General features: G+C 63.4%; 24 protein-coding genes. 14 read left to right on the forward strand and 10 right to left on the reverse strand.

Annotated features, from left to right (window positions below; genetic code table 11):
- The first annotated feature begins 22 nt into the window (after window positions 1–22).
- From C4Q27_RS24870 to C4Q27_RS24895, 6 genes are all read left to right on the forward strand, one after another.
- Window positions 23–1,066, forward strand: a complete 1,044-nt coding sequence (locus C4Q27_RS24870) for an ABC transporter substrate-binding protein (RefSeq protein WP_020191209.1) — start codon at window positions 23–25, stop codon at window positions 1,064–1,066.
- 22 nt (window positions 1,067–1,088) lie between these two features.
- The gene (locus C4Q27_RS24875) at window positions 1,089–1,844 is read left to right on the forward strand and encodes a class II aldolase/adducin family protein (protein WP_104887514.1); all 756 of its coding nucleotides are present in this window, start codon (window positions 1,089–1,091) and stop codon (window positions 1,842–1,844) included.
- 162 nt (window positions 1,845–2,006) lie between these two features.
- A complete protein-coding gene (locus C4Q27_RS24880; protein WP_003253899.1) occupies window positions 2,007–2,891 on the forward strand; it encodes an EamA family transporter in 885 nt (294 codons plus the stop codon).
- A gap of 70 nt (window positions 2,892–2,961) precedes the next feature.
- Entirely contained in the window at window positions 2,962–3,282 is a 321-nt protein-coding gene (locus C4Q27_RS24885; RefSeq protein WP_003258990.1) for a YbjQ family protein, read from the forward strand.
- Window positions 3,283–3,420: 138 nt separating this feature from the next.
- Entirely contained in the window at window positions 3,421–3,609 is a 189-nt protein-coding gene (locus C4Q27_RS24890) for a hypothetical protein (RefSeq protein ID WP_003253897.1), read from the forward strand.
- A 143-nt stretch (window positions 3,610–3,752) separates the two neighbouring features.
- Window positions 3,753–4,064: a hypothetical protein gene (locus C4Q27_RS24895; RefSeq protein ID WP_010953779.1), complete on the forward strand. Its 312-nt coding sequence runs from the start codon at window positions 3,753–3,755 to the stop codon at window positions 4,062–4,064.
- A gap of 46 nt (window positions 4,065–4,110) precedes the next feature.
- On the opposite strand, the gene C4Q27_RS24900 is transcribed toward C4Q27_RS24895, so the two are convergent.
- Together C4Q27_RS24900 and ampC are read right to left on the reverse strand one after the other, a co-directional pair.
- A complete protein-coding gene (locus tag C4Q27_RS24900; protein ID WP_003253895.1) occupies window positions 4,111–4,443 on the reverse strand; it encodes a hypothetical protein in 333 nt (110 codons plus the stop codon).
- A 300-nt stretch (window positions 4,444–4,743) separates the two neighbouring features.
- Window positions 4,744–5,886, reverse strand: coding sequence for a class C beta-lactamase (gene ampC, locus C4Q27_RS24905; RefSeq protein ID WP_014591258.1), 1,143 nt, complete (start codon window positions 5,884–5,886; stop codon window positions 4,744–4,746).
- A gap of 106 nt (window positions 5,887–5,992) precedes the next feature.
- Here ampC and C4Q27_RS24910 point away from each other — a divergent pair, with 106 nt between their 5' ends.
- A complete protein-coding gene (locus C4Q27_RS24910; RefSeq protein ID WP_104887515.1) occupies window positions 5,993–6,994 on the forward strand; it encodes a bile acid:sodium symporter family protein in 1,002 nt (333 codons plus the stop codon).
- A 289-nt stretch (window positions 6,995–7,283) separates the two neighbouring features.
- On the opposite strand, the gene C4Q27_RS24920 is transcribed toward C4Q27_RS24910, so the two are convergent.
- Both C4Q27_RS24920 and C4Q27_RS24925 read right to left on the reverse strand, forming a co-directional pair.
- Window positions 7,284–7,877, reverse strand: coding sequence for a DUF4157 domain-containing protein (locus tag C4Q27_RS24920; protein WP_064491064.1), 594 nt, complete (start codon window positions 7,875–7,877; stop codon window positions 7,284–7,286).
- Window positions 7,864–8,427 carry a TetR/AcrR family transcriptional regulator gene (locus tag C4Q27_RS24925; protein ID WP_020193790.1) on the reverse strand — a complete coding sequence of 188 codons (564 nt, stop codon included), beginning with the start codon at window positions 8,425–8,427 and terminating at the stop codon, window positions 7,864–7,866. Before C4Q27_RS24925 ends, C4Q27_RS24920 begins: the two co-directional genes overlap by 14 nt.
- Window positions 8,428–8,516: 89 nt before the next feature.
- Between C4Q27_RS24925 and C4Q27_RS24930 the strand changes: the two genes are divergently transcribed.
- Both C4Q27_RS24930 and C4Q27_RS24935 read left to right on the forward strand, forming a co-directional pair.
- On the forward strand, window positions 8,517–9,248 hold the full coding sequence (locus tag C4Q27_RS24930) for an SDR family oxidoreductase (RefSeq protein ID WP_064491066.1): 732 nt from the start codon (window positions 8,517–8,519) through the stop codon (window positions 9,246–9,248).
- 28 nt (window positions 9,249–9,276) lie between these two features.
- On the forward strand, window positions 9,277–9,891 hold the full coding sequence (locus tag C4Q27_RS24935; RefSeq protein ID WP_020192977.1) for a 2-hydroxychromene-2-carboxylate isomerase: 615 nt from the start codon (window positions 9,277–9,279) through the stop codon (window positions 9,889–9,891).
- On the opposite strand, the gene C4Q27_RS24940 is transcribed toward C4Q27_RS24935, so the two are convergent.
- The 5 genes from C4Q27_RS24940 to C4Q27_RS24960 all read right to left on the reverse strand — a co-directional run bounded on the left by C4Q27_RS24940 (window position 9,864) and on the right by C4Q27_RS24960 (window position 13,662).
- The gene (locus C4Q27_RS24940; protein WP_231114224.1) at window positions 9,864–10,163 is read right to left on the reverse strand and encodes a hypothetical protein; all 300 of its coding nucleotides are present in this window, start codon (window positions 10,161–10,163) and stop codon (window positions 9,864–9,866) included. The genes C4Q27_RS24935 and C4Q27_RS24940 overlap by 28 nt on opposite strands.
- A 2-nt stretch (window positions 10,164–10,165) precedes the next feature.
- The gene (locus C4Q27_RS24945; protein ID WP_003248033.1) at window positions 10,166–10,711 is read right to left on the reverse strand and encodes a cupin domain-containing protein; all 546 of its coding nucleotides are present in this window, start codon (window positions 10,709–10,711) and stop codon (window positions 10,166–10,168) included.
- An 81-nt stretch (window positions 10,712–10,792) separates the two neighbouring features.
- Window positions 10,793–11,998, reverse strand: a complete 1,206-nt coding sequence (locus C4Q27_RS24950) for an MFS transporter (protein ID WP_064491067.1) — start codon at window positions 11,996–11,998, stop codon at window positions 10,793–10,795.
- 81 nt (window positions 11,999–12,079) lie between these two features.
- Window positions 12,080–12,613: a cytochrome b gene (locus tag C4Q27_RS24955; protein WP_064491068.1), complete on the reverse strand. Its 534-nt coding sequence runs from the start codon at window positions 12,611–12,613 to the stop codon at window positions 12,080–12,082.
- The gene (locus tag C4Q27_RS24960; RefSeq protein ID WP_010953791.1) at window positions 12,610–13,662 is read right to left on the reverse strand and encodes a catalase family peroxidase; all 1,053 of its coding nucleotides are present in this window, start codon (window positions 13,660–13,662) and stop codon (window positions 12,610–12,612) included. The genes C4Q27_RS24955 and C4Q27_RS24960 overlap by 4 nt, the downstream gene beginning before the upstream one ends.
- Before the next feature lie 124 nt (window positions 13,663–13,786).
- Here C4Q27_RS24960 and C4Q27_RS24965 point away from each other — a divergent pair, with 124 nt between their 5' ends.
- Together C4Q27_RS24965 and C4Q27_RS24970 are read left to right on the forward strand one after the other, a co-directional pair.
- Window positions 13,787–14,308 carry a sigma-70 family RNA polymerase sigma factor gene (locus C4Q27_RS24965; RefSeq protein WP_019437145.1) on the forward strand — a complete coding sequence of 174 codons (522 nt, stop codon included), beginning with the start codon at window positions 13,787–13,789 and terminating at the stop codon, window positions 14,306–14,308.
- Complete coding sequence (locus C4Q27_RS24970) at window positions 14,305–15,057, forward strand: anti-sigma factor (RefSeq protein WP_104887516.1); 753 nt, start codon at window positions 14,305–14,307, stop codon at window positions 15,055–15,057. The genes C4Q27_RS24965 and C4Q27_RS24970 overlap by 4 nt, the downstream gene beginning before the upstream one ends.
- A 40-nt stretch (window positions 15,058–15,097) precedes the next feature.
- On the opposite strand, the gene xthA is transcribed toward C4Q27_RS24970, so the two are convergent.
- On the reverse strand, window positions 15,098–15,910 hold the full coding sequence (xthA, locus tag C4Q27_RS24975; protein WP_020192971.1) for an exodeoxyribonuclease III: 813 nt from the start codon (window positions 15,908–15,910) through the stop codon (window positions 15,098–15,100).
- A 162-nt stretch (window positions 15,911–16,072) separates the two neighbouring features.
- Between xthA and C4Q27_RS24980 the strand changes: the two genes are divergently transcribed.
- From C4Q27_RS24980 to C4Q27_RS24990, 3 genes are read left to right on the forward strand one after another with little or no spacing between them, the layout of a single operon-like run.
- A complete protein-coding gene (locus tag C4Q27_RS24980) occupies window positions 16,073–16,723 on the forward strand; it encodes an N-acetyltransferase (RefSeq protein WP_104887517.1) in 651 nt (216 codons plus the stop codon).
- A 52-nt stretch (window positions 16,724–16,775) separates the two neighbouring features.
- Window positions 16,776–18,518, forward strand: coding sequence for an autotransporter assembly complex family protein (locus C4Q27_RS24985; protein WP_104887882.1), 1,743 nt, complete (start codon window positions 16,776–16,778; stop codon window positions 18,516–18,518).
- The gene (locus tag C4Q27_RS24990) at window positions 18,515–22,189 is read left to right on the forward strand and encodes a translocation/assembly module TamB domain-containing protein (protein ID WP_104887518.1); all 3,675 of its coding nucleotides are present in this window, start codon (window positions 18,515–18,517) and stop codon (window positions 22,187–22,189) included. The genes C4Q27_RS24985 and C4Q27_RS24990 overlap by 4 nt, the downstream gene beginning before the upstream one ends.
- Window positions 22,190–22,195 lie beyond the last annotated feature (6 nt).

Raw genomic sequence — 22,195 nt, forward strand, 5'->3', positions numbered from 1 at the left:
GCACCGCCAGGAGGAAACTACGATGCAGCTATATCCACGTGTGACCGGCCTTTGTGCAGCCTTGTTGGCCCTTGGCCTAAGCAATGCGCAAGCTGCGCAGCAGATGGTCGTGGTCGGTTATGGCGGTGCAGGCCAGAAGGCCCAGGATGAGGCGATCTTCAAGCCCTTCATTGCCCAGGACGGCAGCCAGCTGATCCAGAGTGAATACAACGGCGAAATGGCACGGATCCAGGTCATGGCCGACACCGGCAATGTCGATTGGGATGTGGTGCAGATCGAAGGCCCTGACTTGATGCGCGGCTGCGACGAGGGGATTTACGAGCGCCTGGATTGGCAGCGCCTGGGCCATGCAGCCGAACTGATCCCGGCAGCCGCACAGGATTGTGGGTCGGCCGCGCTGGTCTGGAGCGTGGCTATTGCCTACGACCGCAGCAAATTGGCCCAGGCGCCGGCGTCGTGGGCCGACTTCTGGGACGTCGACAAGTACCCTGGCAAGCGCGGCCTGCGCAAGCGTGCGGTGTACAACCTGGAATTCGCACTGTTGGCTGACGGAGTCAAGGTCGAGGACGTTTACCGGGTATTGTCCACGCCGGCAGGTGTCGAGCGGGCCTTCGCCAAACTCAGCGAACTCAAACCCCATATCCAGTGGTGGGACGCCGGCGCTCAACCCGCGCAATGGCTGGCAGCCGGTGACGTGGTCATGACCTCCACCTACAGCGGACGAATTGCGGTGGCGGCGCAGCAGGGCAGCCCGTTGGCCGTGGTATGGCCTGGCAGCCTGTACGGTATGGACTATTGGGCGATCATCAAAGGCTCGCGGCATGTCGACCAGGCCAAGCGGCTGATTGCCTATGCCAATCAGCCGGATACCCAGGTGCGGTATGTACAACAGATCCCCTATGGGCCCACCAATACCCAAGCCGCGGCCAGGCTTGACCCGGCGCTGGCCAACTGGGTACCCACTTCGCCACAGAACCTGCAAGGGGCGCTGGCCATGAACGTGGAATTCTGGGTCGATCATGGTGAAGAACTGGAGCAACGCTTCAACGCCTGGGCCAGCAAATAGCGTTCAGTAAAGGGGCAACAAGATGACTGAAACGGAACTAAGCCTGCGTCGGGAGCTGGCTGCCTGCTACCGGCTGATCGCGCACTTTCGCATGAGCGATCTCATCTTCACGCATATCTCCCTGCGCCTGCCTGGGCCCGAGCACCATTTCCTGATCAACCCGTATGGGCTGCTCTTCGAGGAGATCACAGCGTCCAGCCTGGTGAAGATCGACCTGCAGGGGCGGCCGGTGGGGGCTGCCCGTCACCCGGTCAACCCGGCGGGGTTCGTCATTCACAGTGCCATTCACGCTGCCCGCGAGGATGCCCGGTGCGTGCTACACACCCACACCCGCGCAGGCTGCGCGGTGGCCGCACTGGAATGTGGCCTGCTGCCGGTCAACCAGATGTCCATGGAGTTTTACGGCAATGTGGCTTACCACGCCTACGAGGGCGTCGCGCTGGACATGGATGAACAGCAACGGCTGGTGGCCGACCTGGGCAACAAGCCGGTGATGATGCTGCGCAACCATGGGCTGTTGACCACGGGGCGTAGTGTGGCTGAAGCCTTCCTGCGCATGTACTACCTGGAGAAGGCTTGCGAGATCCAGTTGGCGGCGCAAAGTGCTGGGCAACTGATATTGCCGTCGACCGAAGTGTGCGTGCGTACCGAACGGCAGTTCAACGCGCCGGGGAGAGGGTTGAAGCAGGGGGAACTGACCGACCCGGATGCGCTGCAATTGGCGTGGGCGGCGTTGTTGCGAATGTTGGAAAAGGTGGCGCCTGGTTATCAGGATTGAACCTGTGCTTGCTGATTTGGCAGTTGGTCGTCCAGCCGACAGCGGGCAGACGGAACAGTCACTGTAGTGCAACCATTGGTTTCAACTGTGCTGGTCCCTTCTCAAGGAATACCGTTATGCTGTAACGAAATATGTCTAAAAAGCCTGCAGAAGGAAGTCGCAATGCCACTCAAGGATCTGCTTATCGCCCTGGTGGTGATTGTCGCCTGGGGCGTCAACTTTGTGGTCATCAAGGTTGGTCTCGACGGGCTGCCACCGATGTTGCTGGGGGCATTGCGTTTCTTGCTGGTGGCGTTCCCGGCGATCTTGCTGGTCAGGCGGCCCAAACTGCCGTGGCGCTGGCTGATCGCTTACGGTGCGACCATTTCACTGGGCCAGTTCGCGTTCCTGTTTCAGGCCATGTACAGCGGCATGCCGCCAGGGTTGGCTTCGTTGATCCTGCAGTCGCAAGCCTTCTTCACCCTCGGTTTTGCTGCGTTGTTTCTCGGTGAGCGGCTGCGCCTGGCCAGCGTGCTGGGGCTGCTGGTGGCGGCCGGCGGCCTGGCACTGATCGGCAGCGAAGACGGCGGCCATGTGCCCATGCTGGCGTTGGTGCTGACCCTGTGTGGTGGTGCGATGTGGGGCCTTGGCAACATCATTACCCGGCGGTTCGGCTCGGTCGACCTGGTCGCGTTGGTGATCTGGGGTGGGCTGATACCGCCACTTCCATTCCTGGCACTGTCCTGGTGGCTGGAAGGCCCCGAGCGCATTGGCCATGCCTTGGCCAATATCAGTTGGAGTTCGGTGCTGGCCCTGGCGTATCTGGCCTTTGTGGCCACCATGCTCGGCTACAGCCTGTGGAGCAAGTTGCTGTCGCGTCACCCGGCAGGCAAAGTGGCGCCATTCTCGCTGCTGGTACCGGTGATTGGGCTGAGTTCGTCGGCATTGCTGCTGGGAGAGCGCCTGACCGCTACGCAGGGCTGGGGCGCATTGCTGGTGATGGCCGGCCTGCTGGTGAATGTATTCGGTGCACGCATCGGTCAGCGTTTGCGGGCTGCCAACGCGTAAAGCGCTTAAATCTGCTGACCTGCGCTCTGTTAGAATCGGCCTCTTTCTGCCAGGCCAACGGAGCGCATCCATGATCATTTCCACCACCAGCCAGCTCGAAGGCCGCCCGATTGCCGAATACCTGGGCGTGGTCAGTTCCGAATCGGTGCAAGGTATCAACTTCGTGCGCGATTTCTTTGCACGGTTTCGCGACTTCTTCGGTGGCCGTTCGCAAACCTTGGAAAGCGCGCTGCGCGAGGCCCGGGAGCAGGCCACTGAAGAACTCAAGGCCCGGGCACGACAGTTGCAAGCCGATGCGGTAGTGGGGGTGGATTTTGAGATCAGCATGCCGTCGGTACAGGGCGGCATGGTCGTGGTATTTGCCACCGGTACGGCAGTACGCCTGAAGTAAAGCCTTTTGCCATTGGTCGGCTGCAAGGTTCTTGTCCGGTCGGTCCGCAAATGACCAGCTAGTCTCACTTTCACAGGCCGCGTTTCCTGGGCAACTTGTCTGGTTGCCGACGCGACCGCCACTGGAGGGAGACTGGGCATGAGCGAATCCTTTTTCGAAGACCTGAACGATGCGTTCCCGATCAACAGCCAGGTGCGTTGCGGCCAGGCGGCATTTCGCCTGGGTTTCGCCCACATGACGCTGGATGATTCCGAACAGCTCCAGCCTGCACATTTGCAGCGCAGCAAAAAAGGCCGCTTCATGCCGCGGGTACCGCTCAAGAAGTGATCCCGCGCCTGCACACGCCCCCCGCCCAACGGCGGGGTTTTTATTGCCATTCGTTGATCCGCCTCATGGTATTGCCCGGTAGCGCTCGCCGGATGGCCCGGCCTGTGGTTTTCTGACGCGGCATTCCAGCAACGGAGGATTGAATGCTCATGCGAGTCAGGGAAGAAACCTATTGGCAGTGGGCCGACGCACAGCTGCACAGCCGCTGCCACGACGAAGCACTCAGCGACGGCACCACACTGGACGTGCAGGTGCGCTTGTCGCGCCTGGGGGCGACGCAGCTGTTTCTGGGGTTGTACGCCGGGGATGGGCGGGCGTTGCTGGAAGAGTATTACCCCGCGCTGCCGGGCGAGACCATGACCCGTGCGCTGGTGTGGGGTGTCGACCGCGCCCGGGCGATGGCAACAGGCGCCTTGCCTCTGCCGGAAACCCGTCTGCAGCGGCGCCAGGCATGAAAAAGCCCGGCCTATGCAGGCCGGGCTCTGGTAAGGGTGCGAACCCTCAATTCAGCGGTTCGATCACCTTGACTGCCTGCTGCTCACGGGCAGCGGGCCATTCTTGTTGCAGGGTCTGCAGCACGCGGCCAACGAATTCAGTGTCGGCGGCGGCTTTCTTGCCGACGTAGCCTTGGCCACGGCGGTAGACCTTGAAGCGGGCACGCATGCTGGGCAGGTGCTCTTCAAATTCATCTTCGACGGTGTTCGGTGGCAGGCGGTCGAGGCGCACTTCACCGGTTTGGCTAACCCACAGCAAATGGTCGTCAAGGCTGTCCTTGCGCACGGCGAACAGCTGGGCCAATTGGTCGATAGTCGGATTGTTGTTCAAGTTCATCATAAAGCCCCCATTACCCATTCGTAGGTGATTTTCACAGTTGGCGCTATCACGGTGTAGCGCACTACCAAGGCTGCTACAGCAGCATCGCAACAGGGGCTTTCTCACGCTGCCTTTTGGACAGTTTCCCTCTCCACGGACGGCCTGCGTTACCGCGCAGGCCGTCTGGAACACCCTTGCCACCGCTCCCGATCGGGGAGACGGCTTCATCATGCCCAAGCGCGATGAACGGCGTCAACCATTTTGTAGTGAATATTTTTGCTCACTACATTCTGTCGTTTTGTCCGACAATCAAAGCTCGCGTTATAAGCCGGAAAGGATGTCGAAGGCGGCTTGAACCCGCGCCTGGTTGGGGTAATTCCGATTGGCCAGCAGCACGACTGCCAGCTGTTCTGCCGGCACGAACGCGGCGTACGCGCCGAAGCCGTTGGTGGCGCCGGTCTTGTTGTACCAAGCTGCCGGCAGCGCGGGCAGGGCCGGCTGCAAGCGAGTGGTGGCCTGCGGTTCGCGGATCAGCTGTGGGCTGTTGCCATCGATCAGTGTGCTCAGCGTGACCGGGTAGGGGTAGCGTTCCCAGCCCAGGCCTTGCGTCATGGCGCCAACCTGGAAGTAGCCCTGCTGGGTAATAGCGGTGGCTTTCGCCAGGGCCGGTGGCAGGCCCTGCGGCTGCATGTGCAACCGCACATAGCGCAGCAGGTCGCTGGCGCTGGTTTTGATGCCGTAGGCCTCATCGGCGTAAGGGCCGGGCCCTACACGCACCGGCTTGTCGTCGGCGTCATACCCTTGGGCATAAAGCCCCTGAGCGCTGGCCGGAACCTGAAGGTAGGTATTTTTCAGGCCCATCTTCGTCAGCAGGCCCTCACTCATCAGCGTGGAAAACGGTTGATGCTGCGCACGGGCGGCCAGGTCACCGAACAAACCCAGGCTGGGGTTGGAGTAGCAGCGCTGGGTGCCAGGTTTGGCACGAGGTTGCCAGTGGCGGAAGAAATCGACTACCTGTTGCGGTGTTTGTACGGTGTCGGGGAACTGCAGTGGCAGGCAGTCGGCGCTATAGGCGCCCAGTTCCAGCACCGTCGCGTCGCCGATGGGGACGCCGGCCAATGCCGGGTGATAGCGCTTGGCCGGGGCCTCGAGGTCAAGCTTGCCCTCGGCGCTGGCAAGCGCGGCCAGGGTGGCCGTGTAGGTCTTGCTCAGCGAACCGATCTCGAACAGCGTATCGCGGCTGACCGGTACGTTGTCGGCCTTGCTGGCCACACCGTAGCTGAAGTAATGCGCGTGGTCGCGTGCATAGATGGCCACAGCCATGCCGGTGATGCCTTGTTCCTGCATGAGCGGGCGGATGATCTGGTCGACCTTGGCCTGTAACTGGTCGTCGGCCTGGGCGCTGGCATGGCCTAAGGCAAGGGTAATGGCGGCTGCAAGTGCAGCCAGACGTGGGCGGAGCATGGTGAGTCCTTTTGTGGAGCGTGTCCGTTGAGCGATACCACTCGGGGTTCCGGCGTTAGCGACGGGGAGCCAAAGACCTTATCGTCTGCCCACCCACCATGACAAGATGGATACAGTGATGAAGTATTTGCGCATGTTATTTGACAATTTCACCCTGGCCTTGCTCGGTGTGGTACTCATCGCCACCGTACTGCCTTGCTCGGGCGATGGCGCGGTGTATTTCGGCTGGCTGACCAACCTGGCCATTGGCCTGTTGTTCTTCCTGCATGGCGCCAAACTGTCCCGTGAAGCCATCATTGCCGGTGCCGGGCACTGGCGCCTGCACCTACTGGTGTTCTCCTGTACTTTCGTATTGTTCCCGCTGCTGGGCCTGGCGTTCAAACCTCTGTTTCTACCGCTGGTGGGTAACGAGCTTTACCTTGGCATCCTGTACCTGTGTGCCTTGCCTGCAACCGTGCAGTCGGCCATTGCCTTTACCTCGCTGGCCCGCGGTAACGTGCCGGCGGCCATCTGCAGCGCAGCGGCCTCCAGCCTGTTGGGTATCTTCCTCACCCCGTTGCTGGTGATGTTGTTGCTGGGTGCCAGTGGTGATACAGGTTCCGGCCTGGATGCGGTGTTGAAGATCACTTTGCAGCTGCTGGTGCCGTTCGTTGCCGGGCAGGTTGCGCGGCGCTGGATCGGCGCCTGGGTCAAGCGCAATGCGCGCTGTCTCAAGGTGGTGGACCAGGGTTCGATCCTGCTGGTGGTGTACACCGCCTTCAGTGAGGCCGTGGTTACCGGTTTGTGGCACACCGTATCGCCGCAGCACTTGGCGGGGTTGTTCGTGGTGTGCGCAATTCTGCTGGCAGTGGTGCTGTTTGGCACCCGCTTGCTTGGCAAGGCGCTGGGCTTTGACCTTGAGGATCGCATCACCATCCTGTTTGCCGGCTCCAAGAAAAGCCTGGCTACGGGTGTGCCCATGGCCCAGGTGTTGTTCGTGGGCAGTGGCATTGGCGCGATGATCCTGCCGCTGATGCTGTTCCACCAGATACAGCTGATGGTGTGTGCTGTGCTGGCGCAGCGTTATGCCAGCCGTGAGCAGGCGGTGGAGGCTTCGGCGGTGTCTTGAGCGCCTTTACGTTCCCATGTAGATGCTGTGTTGGCGGTCAAGCTTTTCTGCGGTGCTGAGAGCTGAAAAGCTTGGTCGTATCAAAGGGGTGATAGCCGCGAAGAGGCCGGGCCTTCTGGCCAATCTCCACCCGCCGTTCAGCGTTGTGGCCGCTACCGTATTCGCGGGTAAACCCGCTCCTACACCTGATTGGGGGTGGACACACATTGGTGATTGGGCGCAGGCGCTAACGGCTGAATTTTGCGCCGGGCAAGACAGGCGCTGTAGATGTGGAGCGTAATGGCAGCGATCAGCGGGCCAGGCCTGAACGACGCTCGCGCAGCGCCTTGTCGACTTCGGCCTCGATCTTGTAGGCCGGCCCCTCCAGGTCGTCGAAGTTGCGCGTATAGCGTCGGGCAAACTCCTCCACGCCCAGCTCCTGATACTGCTGCACATGCTTGAGCTCGTGCGCCCACAAGGCCACGTTGTCCTCGGCATCGGCGGCCCGGCGGAAGATGATCGTGTCGATCAGTGTAACGGCGTTCACATCGGGGTTCTGCAATAGCGCATTGGCTGCGCTGATCTGTTGCTCATCCCCCACCCGGAAGCGCGCCGCGTCGAGCACGGCAAAGTCATACCAGGGTTCCAGCTGCGCCCGAATATGCAACGGAATCGGCTGCACACCGCTGGCCGTGGCTTCGTCGCGGGCCTGGCGCAAGGCGTATGCCAGGCTGGACGAGGCCATGACCTCCACATCCTTGAGGATCTGCCCGGCCTGGCCTGGATCGATCGGTGCGCAAAAGCAGCCCATCAGACACACTTGATACTGCCCAGGCGGGCAGGCCTGTTCGGCAAGCGCAGGGAGGGCCAATAGAAAACCCAGCAGGGCACTAATCCGCCTCATGCAGGGCCTGTTCGACAAACTGGCGGCTGGCGCCCAGTACCTGCGCTTGCACGCTTTCACTGGCCAGCATGCGCCCGACCAGCAATGCCCCTACGCACTGGCTGATCAGCACCCAGGCCAGCTGCTCATCCTCCAGGGTTGTGCTCCAGGCCCGGTGCAGTTCTACCAGCCAGTGCTCAGCCACTTCACGCACCGGCGTGTCGGCCCGGGCGATTTCCACACCCAGCGGCGGCAACGGGCATCCACCTTCGGCATTGCGCAGGTGGGCCAGGCTCAGGTACTGCTGCAGGCAGCGGCCCAGGCGTTCACGGTTGGCTCCCTGGTTGGCCAGGCGTGCGAGGGGGCTGTTGCTCAGCTCCTGGCGTACCACCTCGGTAAACAGGTCGTCCTTGGACGGGAAGTGGTTGTAGAAGGCACCGCCGGTCAGGCCGATCGCTTTCATCAACCCGGCCACGCCGGTACTGGCAAAACCCCCGCGCTTGGCCAGCGCGCCGCTGCTGGCCAGCAACCGTTCGCGGGTTTGCTGTTTGTGTTCGTTGGAATAGCGCATTCACATGCCTCGGCAAACAGGCTTGACGATGACCGCGATCATAACATAGCGTTCGTTTACTAAACGATCATTTACCAATGGAGGCAGGCATGTCAGAACAACAAAAAGTCGTGCTGGTGATCGGGGCGGGCGACGCCACTGGCGGCGAGATCGCCAAGCGTTTTGCGCGTGAGGGCTATATTGCCTGCGTAACCCGTCGCCAGGCCGACAAACTGCAGCCGCTGCTGGAGGAAATACACGCCGCTGGCGGCCAGGCCTACGGTTTCGGCTCTGATGCGCGCAAGGAAGAGGAGGTGGCCGAGCTGGTAGAGACTATCGAGCGTGATATAGGTCCGATTGAGGCATTTGTCTTCAATATCGGTGCGAATGTGCCGTGCAGCATCCTCGAGGAAACCCCACGCAAGTACTTCAAGATCTGGGAAATGGCCTGCTTTGCCGGTTTCCTCACCGCGCAGGCGGTGGCCCGGCGCATGGTTCAGCGTGAGCGCGGCACCCTCCTGTTCACCGGCGCTACAGCCGGTACCCGCGGCGCAGCCGGTTTTGCAGCCTTCGCCGGGGCCAAGCATGGCTTGCGTGCCCTGGCGCAGAGCATGGCGCGCGAGTTGGGGCCACGCAACATCCATGTCGCCCATGTGGTGGTGGACGGTGCCATCGACACGGCCTTCATCCGCGACAGCTTCCCCGAGCGCTATGCCCTCAAGGACCAGGATGGCATCCTTGACCCGGCGCACATTGCCGACAGTTACTGGTTCCTGCACGCCCAGCCCCGCGATGCCTGGACCTTCGAGCTGGACCTGCGCCCCTGGATGGAACGCTGGTAACCCCCGTTAACATGCAAGGACCGTCACCATGCAAACGTCTGTTGATTTCTTTTTTGACCTGGGTAGCCCGGCCAGCTACCTGGCCTGGACCCAACTGCCGAACCTGTGTGCCCGCCACGGCGCTACGCTGCGCTACCGGCCAATGCTGCTTGGCGGGGTTTTCCAGGCTACCGGCAATGCTTCGCCGGCCATGATCCCGGCCAAAGGGCGCTACATGTTCACCGACCTGGCCCGCTTTGCCGAACGCTACGGTGTGCCGTTCGGGATGCCGCCGGGCTTCCCGGTCAATACCCTGACGTTGATGCGCGGCGTGACAGGGACCCAGTTGCGTTCACCTGATCGGTTCGAGGCATTGCTATCGGTGCTGTTCACTGGGCTGTGGGTACAGCGCCGCAACCTGAGCGACAGCGCTGTGCTGAATGAAACACTCGCGCAGGCAGGCTTCGACCCGCAGGTTTTTCATGCCCTGGCCGCTGACAGCGAAGTAAAAGCAGCGCTAAAGCAGGCGACCGAGGCCGCTGTGGCGCGCGGGGTGTTTGGCGCGCCCACCTGTTTTGTCGGTGATGGGATGTTCTTCGGCCAGGACCGCCTGGACTTTGTCGAGGAGGCGCTACGTCAGGGGGCCAGCAGCCTCTCCAGCTGAGTGCGCTCCCACAGGCTGAGCAGGTCGGTGGGGTTGGTGCCATAGCGCTGCCAGTGTTCGAGGCCGGCCTGTTCGCCGTCGGGGGCTTGGCAATGAACGCAATGCGACAGGCCTTCGGTATCCAGGGCCAACGTCAGTTGCCAGCCCTGGATGCCGACATCGACCAGGCCGCCATCGCGGCGTGCAGCCACCTCAAGGTGATGCACGCCAAGGGCCACATTACGCAGGCACTGATAGACATCCCGGGCGCTCAGTGAAGGTCTGTGGGTCAAGATCAGAAATTCGCCGGCGTGTTGGCGCTGATGATCTCGGCCTCATCCGGGCCGATGTTCTTGAAACTGTGCGGCAGGGTCGTAGGGATGTAGTAGCCGTCGCCCGAATTGAGCACGCTGACCTGGCCGTCGACCCACAGCTCGACTGTGCCACGGGTGACCAACCCGCATTCTTCGCCTTCAGCGTGCACGATCGGCTCGCCAGAGTCGGCGCCGGGTGCATACAGCTCACGCAGCATGCGCATTTGGCGGCCTTCGACGCTGGCGCCGACCAGCAGCATGCGCAGGCCATTGCGGCCCAGGTCGGGTTGTTCGCCACCACGGAATACGTAGCGTTCCTCACGCACCGGCTCGTCGAAGCTGAAAAACTCCGCCAGGCTCATGGGAATGCCTTCGAGCAGTTTTTTCAGGGAGCTGACCGAAGGGCTGACGCGATTCTGCTCGATCTGCGAGATCGTCGAATTGGTCAGCCCGCTGCGACGGGCCAGTTCCCGTTGGGAGAGGTTGTTGCGTTCACGCACCAGTTTGAGTCGCGTCCCCGTGTCCATAGCCGCCTTGTAATCAGAGGTGTCAATAATAATGAGCGATGCGCATTAAAACACACTCTGCGCCCTTGCGCGCTGTGCTTCTCAAACCCGCTGCTCACGCGGCATCGGCCACAGCCCGACCAGCAGCAACAGCACGGCCACGGCCAGGAATGGCAAGCGCGGATCAAGGGCATACACCAAGGTACCGGCGAGCGGCCCGATCACCGCGCCCATGCCTTGGGCGGCGCCAATGGAACCGGCCGTGGCACCTTGTTCGGTGGCCTGCATGGCATTGGCCGCCAGTGCCGAAAACGCCGGGAAGACGAAGCCCATGCCGGCCGCCGCAACAAAATAGCAAGCCCACAGCCACGGCGCCGTGGTGGCCAGCGAGCCACAGGCAAAGCCCAGTGCCGATACCGTGGCACCCACCCGGATCATCTTCAGCGGTGGCCACTCCAGTTGGCGCAGTATCACCTGGGCCAGCATCAGTGCCACACCCACGGTGGTCAGGGCGATGCCAGCCGCCTGGGCCGCTTCGGCAGGGCCCAGATGCAAGCGGTCAAGGGCAAAGAAACCGACGATGATCTGCGACACGGTCACGCTGAGCATGGCGCTGAATGCCACCAGCAGCGGCCGGCGCAGGCGCGGGTCGTTCAGCCGCACCGGGCTGGGGACGTGGCTGTGCGGCAGCGCCTGTGGTTTGAGGGTGAAAAACAGCACGAGGAAGGCAGTGGCCGGCAGCAGCGACATGATATGGAACGGCAGGCTCAGGCTGTGCCGCGCCAGCAGTGCGGCCAGCGCCGGCCCGACCACCAGACCGACGGCGTTGGCCGCCCCCAGTGAGGCCATGGCCCGCGCCCGGCGTTGCGGCTCCACATGGTCGGCGATCAGCGCGTTGCAGCCTACCGGGATGGCGGCATAAAAGGCGCCGATGCAACCACGCGCGATCATCAGGCCGATGAACGCCAAGGTCGCCCCCGGCATCCAACGCAGTGCGCCTTCGACGAACAGGCACAGCAGCCAGTAGGCCAGGGTGAAGCCGGCGCTGCCCAGCAGCAGGATGCGCCGGCGGCCCAGGCGGTCTGCCGCGCGGCCCCAGGGCCGGGCCAGCAGCACCCAGACCACGCCGGCCACGGTCACGGCGGCGCCGGCTTGCCAGGTGGCCATGCCAAGCTGGCGGGCTATCGGGCCGATCAGGGCGACGAACGCCATCATCGACATGGTGCAGGCCATGTTGGCCAGCAGCAGCGGGCGCAGGTTCAGGGTGCTGGCAGGCAGAAGGGTTGCAGGATCCTTTGCGACGTTCATGGGCAGTCCAGGGCAGAGTGGCAAACAAAACCGATATTATTAGGAATCATTATCGACTGTCGAACCCCGTGCTGCTACCGTTCATTCGCTGCGGTGCAAGGGGCCAGGCCACATGCTACGCAACACACCGTCACGGCGCACCCACGCATGCATCAAGGCGGCCCCCACATGCACCAGTACCGTGGCAAACAGCAGGTAGCCGGCCCAGCCATGGGCCTGGCGCAACACGGCATATAGCTGCAGGTTGTGGGGGGCGATGGCGGGCAAGCCGAGCGGGCGCGGGTAATCGCCTGCCGACAGCATGGCCCAGCCCAGCAGCGGCATGGCCAGCATCAGGCCATAGAGCAGCAGATGCGAGGCTCCGGCGGCCCAGCGCTGCAGTTTTGGCAGGTCGTTCGGCAGGGGCGGGTGAGGTAGGGTCAGGCGCACAGCGATGCGCAGTACCACCAGCACCAGCAGGGCCAGCCCGGTGGCCTTGTGCAGGCTGATCAGCACCGGGTGGCGTAGCGACAGGTCGGCGACCATGCTCACGCCGATGAACAGCATGGCAAGAATCAGCACGGCCATCAGCCAGTGCAACAAGCGGGCGAAAGGGTGGAAGGCTTGAGGTTTCATGGCTTGGCTCCGGTGCTGAGCGATTCGCGGCTACGGCGGTTGAACGATTCCGAATAGGCGGCCGAGCGGGCGGCGAGGATCGGGTCGGCCGACGCCTCTATACCGCGCGGCAGGATCAGCGGGTCGAAGTTGAGGTCGCGGCAGGCCCCTTGCTCGGGGGCGTCGACCTGTTCCAGCACCAGAGTGCCGGCGTCCACGCTGCGCCGCTCGGCGGGCCACGGCCGTGCAGGGTCGTCCACGGCATCGCCTGGTTCGGCCAGTACCAGGCGCAGCGTCCAGCGCAACGGGCCTTGGGCAAGGCGCTGCTGCAAGTCGTGTTGCAGGAATTGCTTGTCATCAACTTGCGCGGGTAATGCTGCAAATGCAGTTTGTGGCTCGAGCTGCCAACGCACCGGATGCGCCGCGCCAGCTGCGTCGATCAGGCGGAAGGCATTGATACTGTGGTATTGCGTGTTGGCGAAGCTGTCGCTGGGTTTGTAACCCGCCGCCCATTGGCGAAACGCCGCGCTTTCCGGGTGGGCGGCGAAGAACGCCTGCAGCTTGCCAGGGTCCGGTTTGCCGGTCGCCGGGTCTGGTGCACTCGCCAGTACTTGCTGGTAGAACGCTTGCGGCGTGCTGACTGCCAGCACCGGAGGGTTGTTCATGCCCGTCCGCCAGACCTGGCCGTCGTCGGTGCTCAGCTCAATCGCCAGGCTGCGTACCGGTATACCCGTATCCGGGGCGAACGGGTTGGCACCGCCAATGGCAAAGCGGCCAACCACCGGCACCCGTTGCTGGCTGAAGGCGCGCGCCGTGGACAGGTTGGCGGCCTGCCCGCTGGCCTGGAAGTAGCCGCTCACGCACAAGCCCTTGGCGTGGTTCTTGCGGTAGCCTGGGTAATGCCCGGCCTGGGCTTCGAAGGTGTCGATGATGCGTTGTGGCGTCAGTCGGGGGGCGCCGAGCCAGCCAGCGGCATAGGCAAAGCCGGCACCTGCGGCCAGCAGCACGCCGCCAATGGCGGCCAGGCGCAAGGCTTTGGCCGGGCCGTGCAAGGGTGTGTTCATGGTCATCGTCCGGTTCAGTGAAGGTGCCAGTACGACGTGTCAGAGAAAAAGTTATTCCCTCATCGGGAATAGAATTTGTTCACAGGCGTCTGCCCTTTACACTGACAACCCCAGAGGCCGGGACCTAGCCATGCATGATTTGGACGACCACCAGTGGCGCGAGCTGCTGGCCCGCCTGCGCCGCTTTGCCGTGTGGCTGACCCGCGAGCCGGGCAGCGCCGACGACCTGGTGCAGGCTACGGTCGAGCGGGCCCTGAGCCGTCGCGACCAGCAACGGGACGCCGATGCCCTGCGTGCCTGGCTGTTCACCATCCTGTATCGACAGTTCCTCGACGGTAAGCGCCGTGAGCGATTGCATGCGCGCTGGTTGTCCTGGTTCGGCCGTAACGAGCACGACGATGAGCCGGCCGGTGACAACCTCGAAACCATCGTCCTGGCACAGGCCGACCTGCAGGCCTTTGCCCGGCTGACGGCGGAGCAGCGTGCCTTGTTGTTGCTGGTCAGCATCGAAGGCTTGAGTTACAAGGAGGCCGCCCAGGCCTTGGGCATCCCCATCGGCACTGTGATGTCGCGCCTGTCGCGCGCGCGCAATGCCTTGCGCGAACTGACCGAGGGCAACCCCCAACCCCCGGCCTTGCGGAGACTGAAATGACGCGCCTGATCCCCAGCGATGATGAATTGCACGCTTACGTCGATGAGCGCCTGGAACCTGTGCGCCGGGCCGAGGTGCAGGCCTGGCTGGCGGCCAACCCGCAAGCTGCGGCACGGGTGGAAGGCTGGCGCGCCGATGCCCGAAGGCTGCGCACAGCGCTGGCCGGGTTGGGCGAGCTGCCCGGTGCGGCGCAGCTGGACCTTGGCCAGTTGCGTCGGCAATTGCGCCAGCGTCGGCAGCGGCGCTGGGCTGCGGCGGCGGTAGTGATGCTGGCGTTGGGTGTGGGGGGCTTGGGCGGCTGGCAAGTGCGCGATGCAACCCTGGCGCGGGTCGACCTGCCCATGGCTGATGCTGTTCAGGCGCACCGTTTGTTCGCCAGCAGTGAAGCACTGGATATCCAGGCCAGTGATCCTGGGCAGTTGCGCGACTGGCTGGGCCGCCATTTCAGCCGGGTGGGCCAGTTACCGGACCTGGCGGGGTATGGCTTCAAACCGGTGGGCGCGCGCTTGCTCAGCAACGAGCAGGGGCCGGCTGCATTACTGGTGTTCGAAGATGGCAAGGGCCAGCGCATCAGCCTGTTCCTGCGCTCGCCGGGCAACCTTTATCGGCGCATGCCGGACGGGCAGCGGGTCGATGGCCAGCTGGAGGCGCGGTACTGGTCGCATGGGGCTTATAACTTTGCCCTGGTCAGCGCGGCGGACGATGTGCGTGGGGCGGGGGTGGGGGAAGCGTTGAGGTTGGGGTTGTGAGTGTGGGCCCAAGGCGTGCACCTTGGGCCCGTCACCAAAATCAGCTCAACTCCAGCCAGATCGGCGCATGGTCCGACGGCTTTTCCATCCCGCGCAGCTCATAGTCCACGCCCGCTGCCTTGATGCGCGGCACCAGCGGCTGCGAGGCCATGATCAGGTCGATGCGCAGGCCGCGCTTGGGCTCGTCCTCGAAGCCGCGGCTTCGGTAGTCGAACCAGCTGAAACGGTCGGTCACGTCCGGGTACAGGTGGCGGAAGCTGTCTACCAACCCCCAGCCTTTCAAACGTTCCATCCACTCACGCTCTTCCGGCAGGAAGCTGCACTTGCCGGTCTTCAGCCAGCGTTTGGCGTTGTCCGGACCGATGCCGATATCACAGTCTTGCGGCGAGATGTTCATGTCGCCCATCACCAGCACTGGATGGTCGTTGCGGAACTGGCTTTCCAGCAGTGCCTGCAGGTCACTGTAGAAGCGCTGCTTGGCCGGGAACTTGGTGGGGTGGTCGCGGCTTTCACCTTGGGGGAAATAGCCGTTCATGATGGTGATCGGGCTGCCGTCGGCATCGGCGAAGGTACCCCAGATGAAGCGGCGCTGGGCATCTTCTTCGTCGGTGGCAAAGCCCTTGTGCAGGCTCAGCGGCGCCTGGCGCGACAGCAGGGCCACGCCGTAGTGGCCTTTCTGGCCATGGTAGTGCACGTGGTAACCCAGTGCCTGCACGTCGGCCAGCGGGAACTGATCGTCGCTGACCTTGGTTTCCTGCAGGCCGATCACGTCCGGCTGGTGCTTTTCGATCAGCGCCGCCAGCTGATGCGGGCGGGCCCGCAGGCCGTTGATGTTGAAACAGACGATCTTCATGGAAAGACAATCCCGGTAAAAGGCGCGATGCTAGCCGACATCGACCTGCATCACCAGCATGGCGGCCAGGCGAGCCTGCTGCTAACGTGCTGTTGGGGGTGAACGAAGCGCGCTGGGGCACCTCCAAGGCACTGAACGCCCATTCCAGGAGGTCTGCCCGCAATGCCCGAAACCACAGCCGCCCCGGCCCGTGTCTGCCTGCTCGACGATGGTTACAGCCGCGAGGCACGTTCGCTGCTGTACAACGCCTACCGCCACGAGCCCACCTTCGCCTATATCTTCGAAGCCCAGCGCCCGGGGTATGAGCGGCGTCTGCGGGTGATGGTGCGCGAATGGGTGCGCCAGCACTTCTACCTGCAACTGCCCGCCATTGGCCTGCTGGTCGAGGACCGCCTGATTGCCCTGGCCCTGATCGTGCCGCCGCTGCGCAGGCTGGGCGTGGCCGACAGCTGGGCCTGGCGCCTGCGCATGATGCTGGGTACCGGCCTGCGCTGTACGCGGCGCTACATGGACTACCAGGCTGCGTTGGCCAGCTGTCTGCCCACTGACCAGGTGCATGTGCTGCCTTTGCTGGGGGTGCATCCGCAATTTCAGGGCAAGCATTACGGCGAGCAATTGTTACAAGCCGTGCACGGCTGGTGCGCGGAAGACCCAGGCACCCAAGGGGTGGTGCTGGACACCGGTAACGAGCACTACCTGGCTTTTTACCAGCGTCAGGGTTATGAGGAAATTGGCGAAGTAGCTGTAGGACCGATCCGAGAGAGGGTGTTCTTTCATCCTAATCCAGTCTCTTCAAAACCCGCTTTTGCCTGAACAGGCCGCCAGGCGGCTCCCTTGAGCGCCCGGCTCTGGTAGCATGCGCCGCATGACGTATTCAGGAAGATTGACCTGGGGCCTGGTTTTCTGGGTCGCCAGTTTCGCAGCATGGGGCCAGAGCGAGTTGTTGGTGAAGGTGAAGCCGGCCAACAAGGCGCTCAAAGCCAATGTCGAAGGCTATATAGGCACATTGGGTGACCGCGACGAAGAAGCACTTTTGCGCTTCAGTCGCGGGGCAGAGGAGCAGGCGCGCAAAGCGGCGCAGGCACTTGGCTACTATCAGGCGCAGATCGATACCGAGGTCAAGCCCGCCAGCGACGCAGACCATCCCCCACAACTGATCATCAGCATCAACCCGGGCGAACCGATTCGCCTGCGCAACGTGACCGTGCGCATCGAGGGCCCAGCAAGCGAGATGAAGGCCTTCCGCGTGCCTGACAGCAAGGCGCTGCGGCCGGGTGAGCAACTCAATCACGGCCATTACGAGGATGCCAAGCGGTTGATCCAGAACCAGGCGTCGCGCTATGGCTTCTTCAGTGGGCGCTTCAGTAGCCAGCGCCTGGCCGTCGACCCGCAAGCCGGTGTGGCGGATATCGAACTGGTCTACCAGAGTGGCCCGCGTTATCGCCTGGGCGCCGTCACCTTCGGTGGCGACACACCGCTGGACGAGGACCTGCTGCAGCGCATGGTGTCGTTCAAGCCGGGTACCCCTTACGACTCGGAACTGGTCGCAGAGCTGAACAACGACCTGCAATCGAGCGGCTATTTCGAAGGCGTGCGCGTGGATGCGGCGCCCACTGCTGCTGTGGGCGAAGAAGTCCCGGTGGATGTTCATCTGGAAACCCGTAAACCACGCACCATGGGCCTTGGCCTGGGCTTCTCGACCGACGTCGGGCCGCGCGGCAAGGCCAACTGGACCCGCCACTGGGTCAACCCACAAGGCCACAGCTATGGCTGGGAAACCGAACTGTCGGCCCCGCGCCAGAACGTCGGCCTGTGGTATGACATTCCCCTCGACCCGCCGCTGACCGACAAGCTGCGCTTTGCCGGCGGCTACCAGAACGAGGAGCTTGCCGGCACCGACACGCTCAGCAAGCTGTTGACGGTCGGCCCCGAGTGGCACAGCAAGCTGCCCAGTGGCTGGCAGCGGGTGATTTCGCTCAAGTACCAACGCGAAGAATATCGCCTGGGTGACGACTCCGGTTTGAGCAACCTGCTGATGCCGGGCGTCAGCTTTTCCTTCCTGCGCAGTGACAACCGTATCGATCCGCACAACGGCTATCGCCTGCAGTTCGATGTTCAAGGCGCCAAGGAAGGGCTGGTGTCCGACACCAACCTGCTGCACGGCAACGTATTGCTCAAAGGCCTGACCACACTCGGCCACAACCACCGCTTTCTCGGACGCGTACAGTTTGGTGGCAGTGCGACCAATGGCTTCAAGAACAACATTCCGCCGTCGCTGCGTTTCTTCGCGGGTGGCGACCAGAGTGTGCGCGGTTACGACTACCAGACCCTGTCGCCAAAGAACAGCGACGGTGACCGTATCGGCGGGCGCTACCTGGTGGCAGGCAGTGTCGAGTACCAGTATTCGTTGACCGAAAAATGGCGGGTCGCGACGTTCGTCGACCAAGGCAACTCGTTCAACGACCTGGAGCTGCCCAGCCTCAAGACCGGTGTCGGCTTTGGTGTGCGCTGGGTATCGCCAGTCGGGCCGCTGCGCCTGGACCTGGCCAAGGCGCTGGATGACGAAGGGGGCATTCGCCTGCACTTTTCCATGGGGCCCGAGCTGTGAAACGCGTAATCAAATTTACTTCACTGGGCCTGCTGGGGGGCGTCGCGAGCGTGGGCCTGGTGCTCGGCTTGCTGCTGGGTACCCAGGCCGGCAGCCGCTGGGTACTGGGCAAGGTGCCCGGGCTTGAAGTGGCCGACTTCCAGGGTCGCCTGGCGGGCAGTTGGCAGGCCAGCCGGCTAACCTGGGCCGACGGCGGCAGCACGGTAGAGATGCAGGCGCCGTTGCTGGCCTGGTCGCCTGCCTGCTTGCTGCGCGCGACCTTGTGCATTGACCGGTTGCAGGCAGACCGCATTGACATGGCCTTTGCGCCAAGCACCGAACCCACCGAGAGCGCCCCGCTGCAATTGCCGACCCTGCGCTTGCCGCTGGCCATCGAACTGGGCGAGGTCAAGGTCGGGCAGCTGCGCCTGGATGGAAGCGATCTGCTTGGCGATTTGCAACTGGCTGCGCACTGGACCAACAGCGGGATACGCATCGACAGCCTGCGACTGCTGCGCGACGACCTGCAATTGAGCCTACAGGGCGACCTGCAACCCGAAGGCGACTGGCCGGTAACACTACAGGCGCAATTGCAGTTGCCTGCGGTAGACGAAAAACCCTGGCAACTGGCACTGACGGCCAATGGCCAATTGCAGAAGACGTTGGAACTCGCCGGCACCAGCAGTGGTTACCTCGATGCCACATTGAGCGGGCAGTTGCAGGCACTGGCCGAGCACCTGCCGGCGACCTTGCACATCCGCTCCGAGGCGTTCAAGCCGGCTGGTGCGTTGCCTGACACCCTGCAATTGAACGCGCTCGAGCTCGATGCCAAGGGCGATCTGCTCGATGGCTATAAACTGTCCGGCAAGGCCAGCCTGCCGGCCGAGCAGTCACCGATCGCCTTGGTCCTGTCCGGTCTGGTCGACAGCAAAGGCGCCAGGCTCGATGCCCTGGACCTTACCGCCAGCGACAGCCAAGGGGTCAAGCTGCAAGCCACGGCTGACTGGCAGCAAGGCCTGAGCGCCGATGCGCAGCTGGACTGGCAGGACTTCCCGTGGTTGCGCCTGTACCCGATGGAGACCCCGCCCGAAGTCACCCTCAAGCGCTTCAATACCCAGGTGCATTATCGCGATGGCAATTACCAGGGGACTTTCACCGGGGACCTGGACGGCCCGGCGGGAGCGTTCAGCATCGCCAGCCCGTTCGAAGGTGACCTCACCCAGGTGAAACTGCCGCAGTTGGCGCTGACCGCCGGCCAGGGCAAGGCAGCCGGCAGTGTCGCCGTACGTTTTGCCGACACCCTGGCCTGGGATGTCGACCTGCAGCTCTCCGCGCTCGACCCGGCCTATTGGCTGGCCGAACTGCCGGGTACCCTGGCGGGGCCACTGCGCAGCAAAGGCGAACTGAAAGGCGATACGCTTACCCTGGATGCCCAGCTTGACCTCAAAGGCCGCCTGCGTGGCCAGCCAGCCATGCTCAAGGCCGAGGCCCAGGGGGCAGGGCAAAGCTGGACCCTGGGCACACTGGCCATCCAGCTGGGTGAAAACCGCATCAACGGCAGTGGCAGCTTGCAACAGCGCCTGGCTGGGCGAATCGACCTTGACTTGCCGCGCCTGGGCCAGCTGTGGCCGAGGCTACAAGGCCGGGTCAAGGGCCGGCTGGATGTCGCCGGCACCTTGCAGGCCCCGCAAGGTACGCTCACCCTGCAGGGCCAGCGCTTGGCCCAGGCCGAAAACCGCCTACAGCAGCTGGACCTGGATGCCCGCCTGGACAACGCCCAACGCGGTGTAGTGGAGCTCAAGGCAACCGGTATCCAATTGGGTGAAACAGCCTTGGGCACGTTGCAGGCCAACGGCAAGGGCGACATTCGCCAACAGGCCTTGACCCTGGCGCTGGACGGCCCGCAGCTCAAGCTCGACCTTGGCCTGGATGGCCAGTTGAACAAAGGTGACTGGCGCGGGCGCCTGGCCACGGGCCGAATCCAGGCCGGTGGCCAGGACTGGCAGTTGCAGGCGCCTGCACGCCTGCAGCGGCTGGCCAGCGGCCAGCTCGACTTCGGGGCCCACTGCTGGCGCTCCGGCCAGGCAAGCCTGTGTGGCGACGACCAGCGACTGGCCCCCGAACCGCGCCTGCGCTACCACCTCAAGCAGTTCCCGCTGGGCAGCCTGGCCCAGTGGCTGCCGAAGGACTTTGCCTGGCAAGGCCTGCTCAATGCCGACATCAACCTGGACATCCCGGCCAGCGGCCCCAAGGGCACTGTCGTTGTCGATGCCAGTGGCGGCACCCTGCGCGTGCGCGACAAAGGCCGCTGGATCGATTTCCCTTATCAGACCCTGCGCCTGGACAGCACGCTGGCACCGCGGCGCATCGATACGCGCCTGGCGTTTCGCGGTGAGCGCCTGGGTGAGCTGAACGTCAACGCCCGGCTCGATCCGCTGGGCAAGAACAAACCGTTGTCGGGTGATTTCCGCCTGGCCGGGTTGGACCTGTCGGTGGCCCGCCCATTCGTGCCCATGGTCGAACGCCTGGCGGGGCAGCTCAATGGCAGTGGTCGGCTTTCAGGCACCTTGCTGGCACCTCAGGTCAACGGCAACCTGATGCTCAGCGGTGGCGAAGTCAGTGGCGCCGAGCTGCCGGCCAGCCTTCAGGACCTGTCATTGCAGGCGCTGATTGCCGGCGAGCAAGTGCAGCTCAACGGTAACTGGCGCAGTGGCGAGGCGGGACGTGGCCAGTTGAGCGGCAACCTCACCTGGGGGCAGGCACTGGGCATGGACGTGCGTCTGCAAGGCCAGCAACTGCCGGTCGCGGTCGAGCCCTACGCCACACTGGAAGTTGCCCCGGACCTGACCTTGCGCCTGATCGATGACAAGCTGGCGGTGACCGGCAAGGTGCAGGTGCCCAAGGGCAAGATCACTGTACGTGAGCTGCCGCCGTCCACGGTCAAGGTGTCGGATGACACGGTAATCGTCGGTCACCAGACCGAGGAAGGCAAACCACCCATGGCCATGGCCATGGACATCGATGTCGAAGTCGGCCGCGACAAGCTGTCGTTCAGCGGCTTCGGGCTGACTGCCAACCTGCTGGGTCATGTGCACATCGGCGATAACCTCGATACCCGTGGCGAACTGAGCCTGGCAGACGGCCGCTACCGTGCCTACGGCCAGCGCCTCACCATCCGCCGGGCGCGTCTGCTGTTCGCCGGCCCGATCGACCAGCCGTATCTGGACATCGAAGCGATCCGCAAGGTTGACGATGTGATAGCCGGCATCCGCCTGAGCGGCAGCGCCGAGCAGCCGACGACCAAAGTGTTCTCGGAGCCGGCCATGAGCCAGGAGCAGGCGCTTTCGTACCTGGTCTTGGGCCGACCATTGGGCAATACCGGCGAAGATAACAACATGCTCGCCGAGGCAGCGCTGGGCCTGGGCCTTGCCGGGAGCGCCGGCATTACCGGCAGCCTGGCGTCGAGCCTGGGGATCGACGACTTTCAACTGGATACCGAAGGTTCTGGCAACAGCACCAGCGTGGTCGCCAGCGGTAACATCACCGAGAAGCTCAGCCTTCGTTACGGGGTGGGCGTGTTCGAACCGGCCAACACGATCGCATTGCGTTACAAGCTGAGCAAGAAGGTCTACCTCGAGGCCGCCAGTGGGCTGGCAAGCTCACTGGACATCTTCTACAAGCGCGACTTCTAGGCCCGC

Origin of the sequence: Pseudomonas sp. SWI36 (assembly GCF_002948105.1) — a bacterium.
GTDB classification, from domain to species: Bacteria; Pseudomonadota; Gammaproteobacteria; order Pseudomonadales; family Pseudomonadaceae; genus Aquipseudomonas; species Aquipseudomonas alloputida.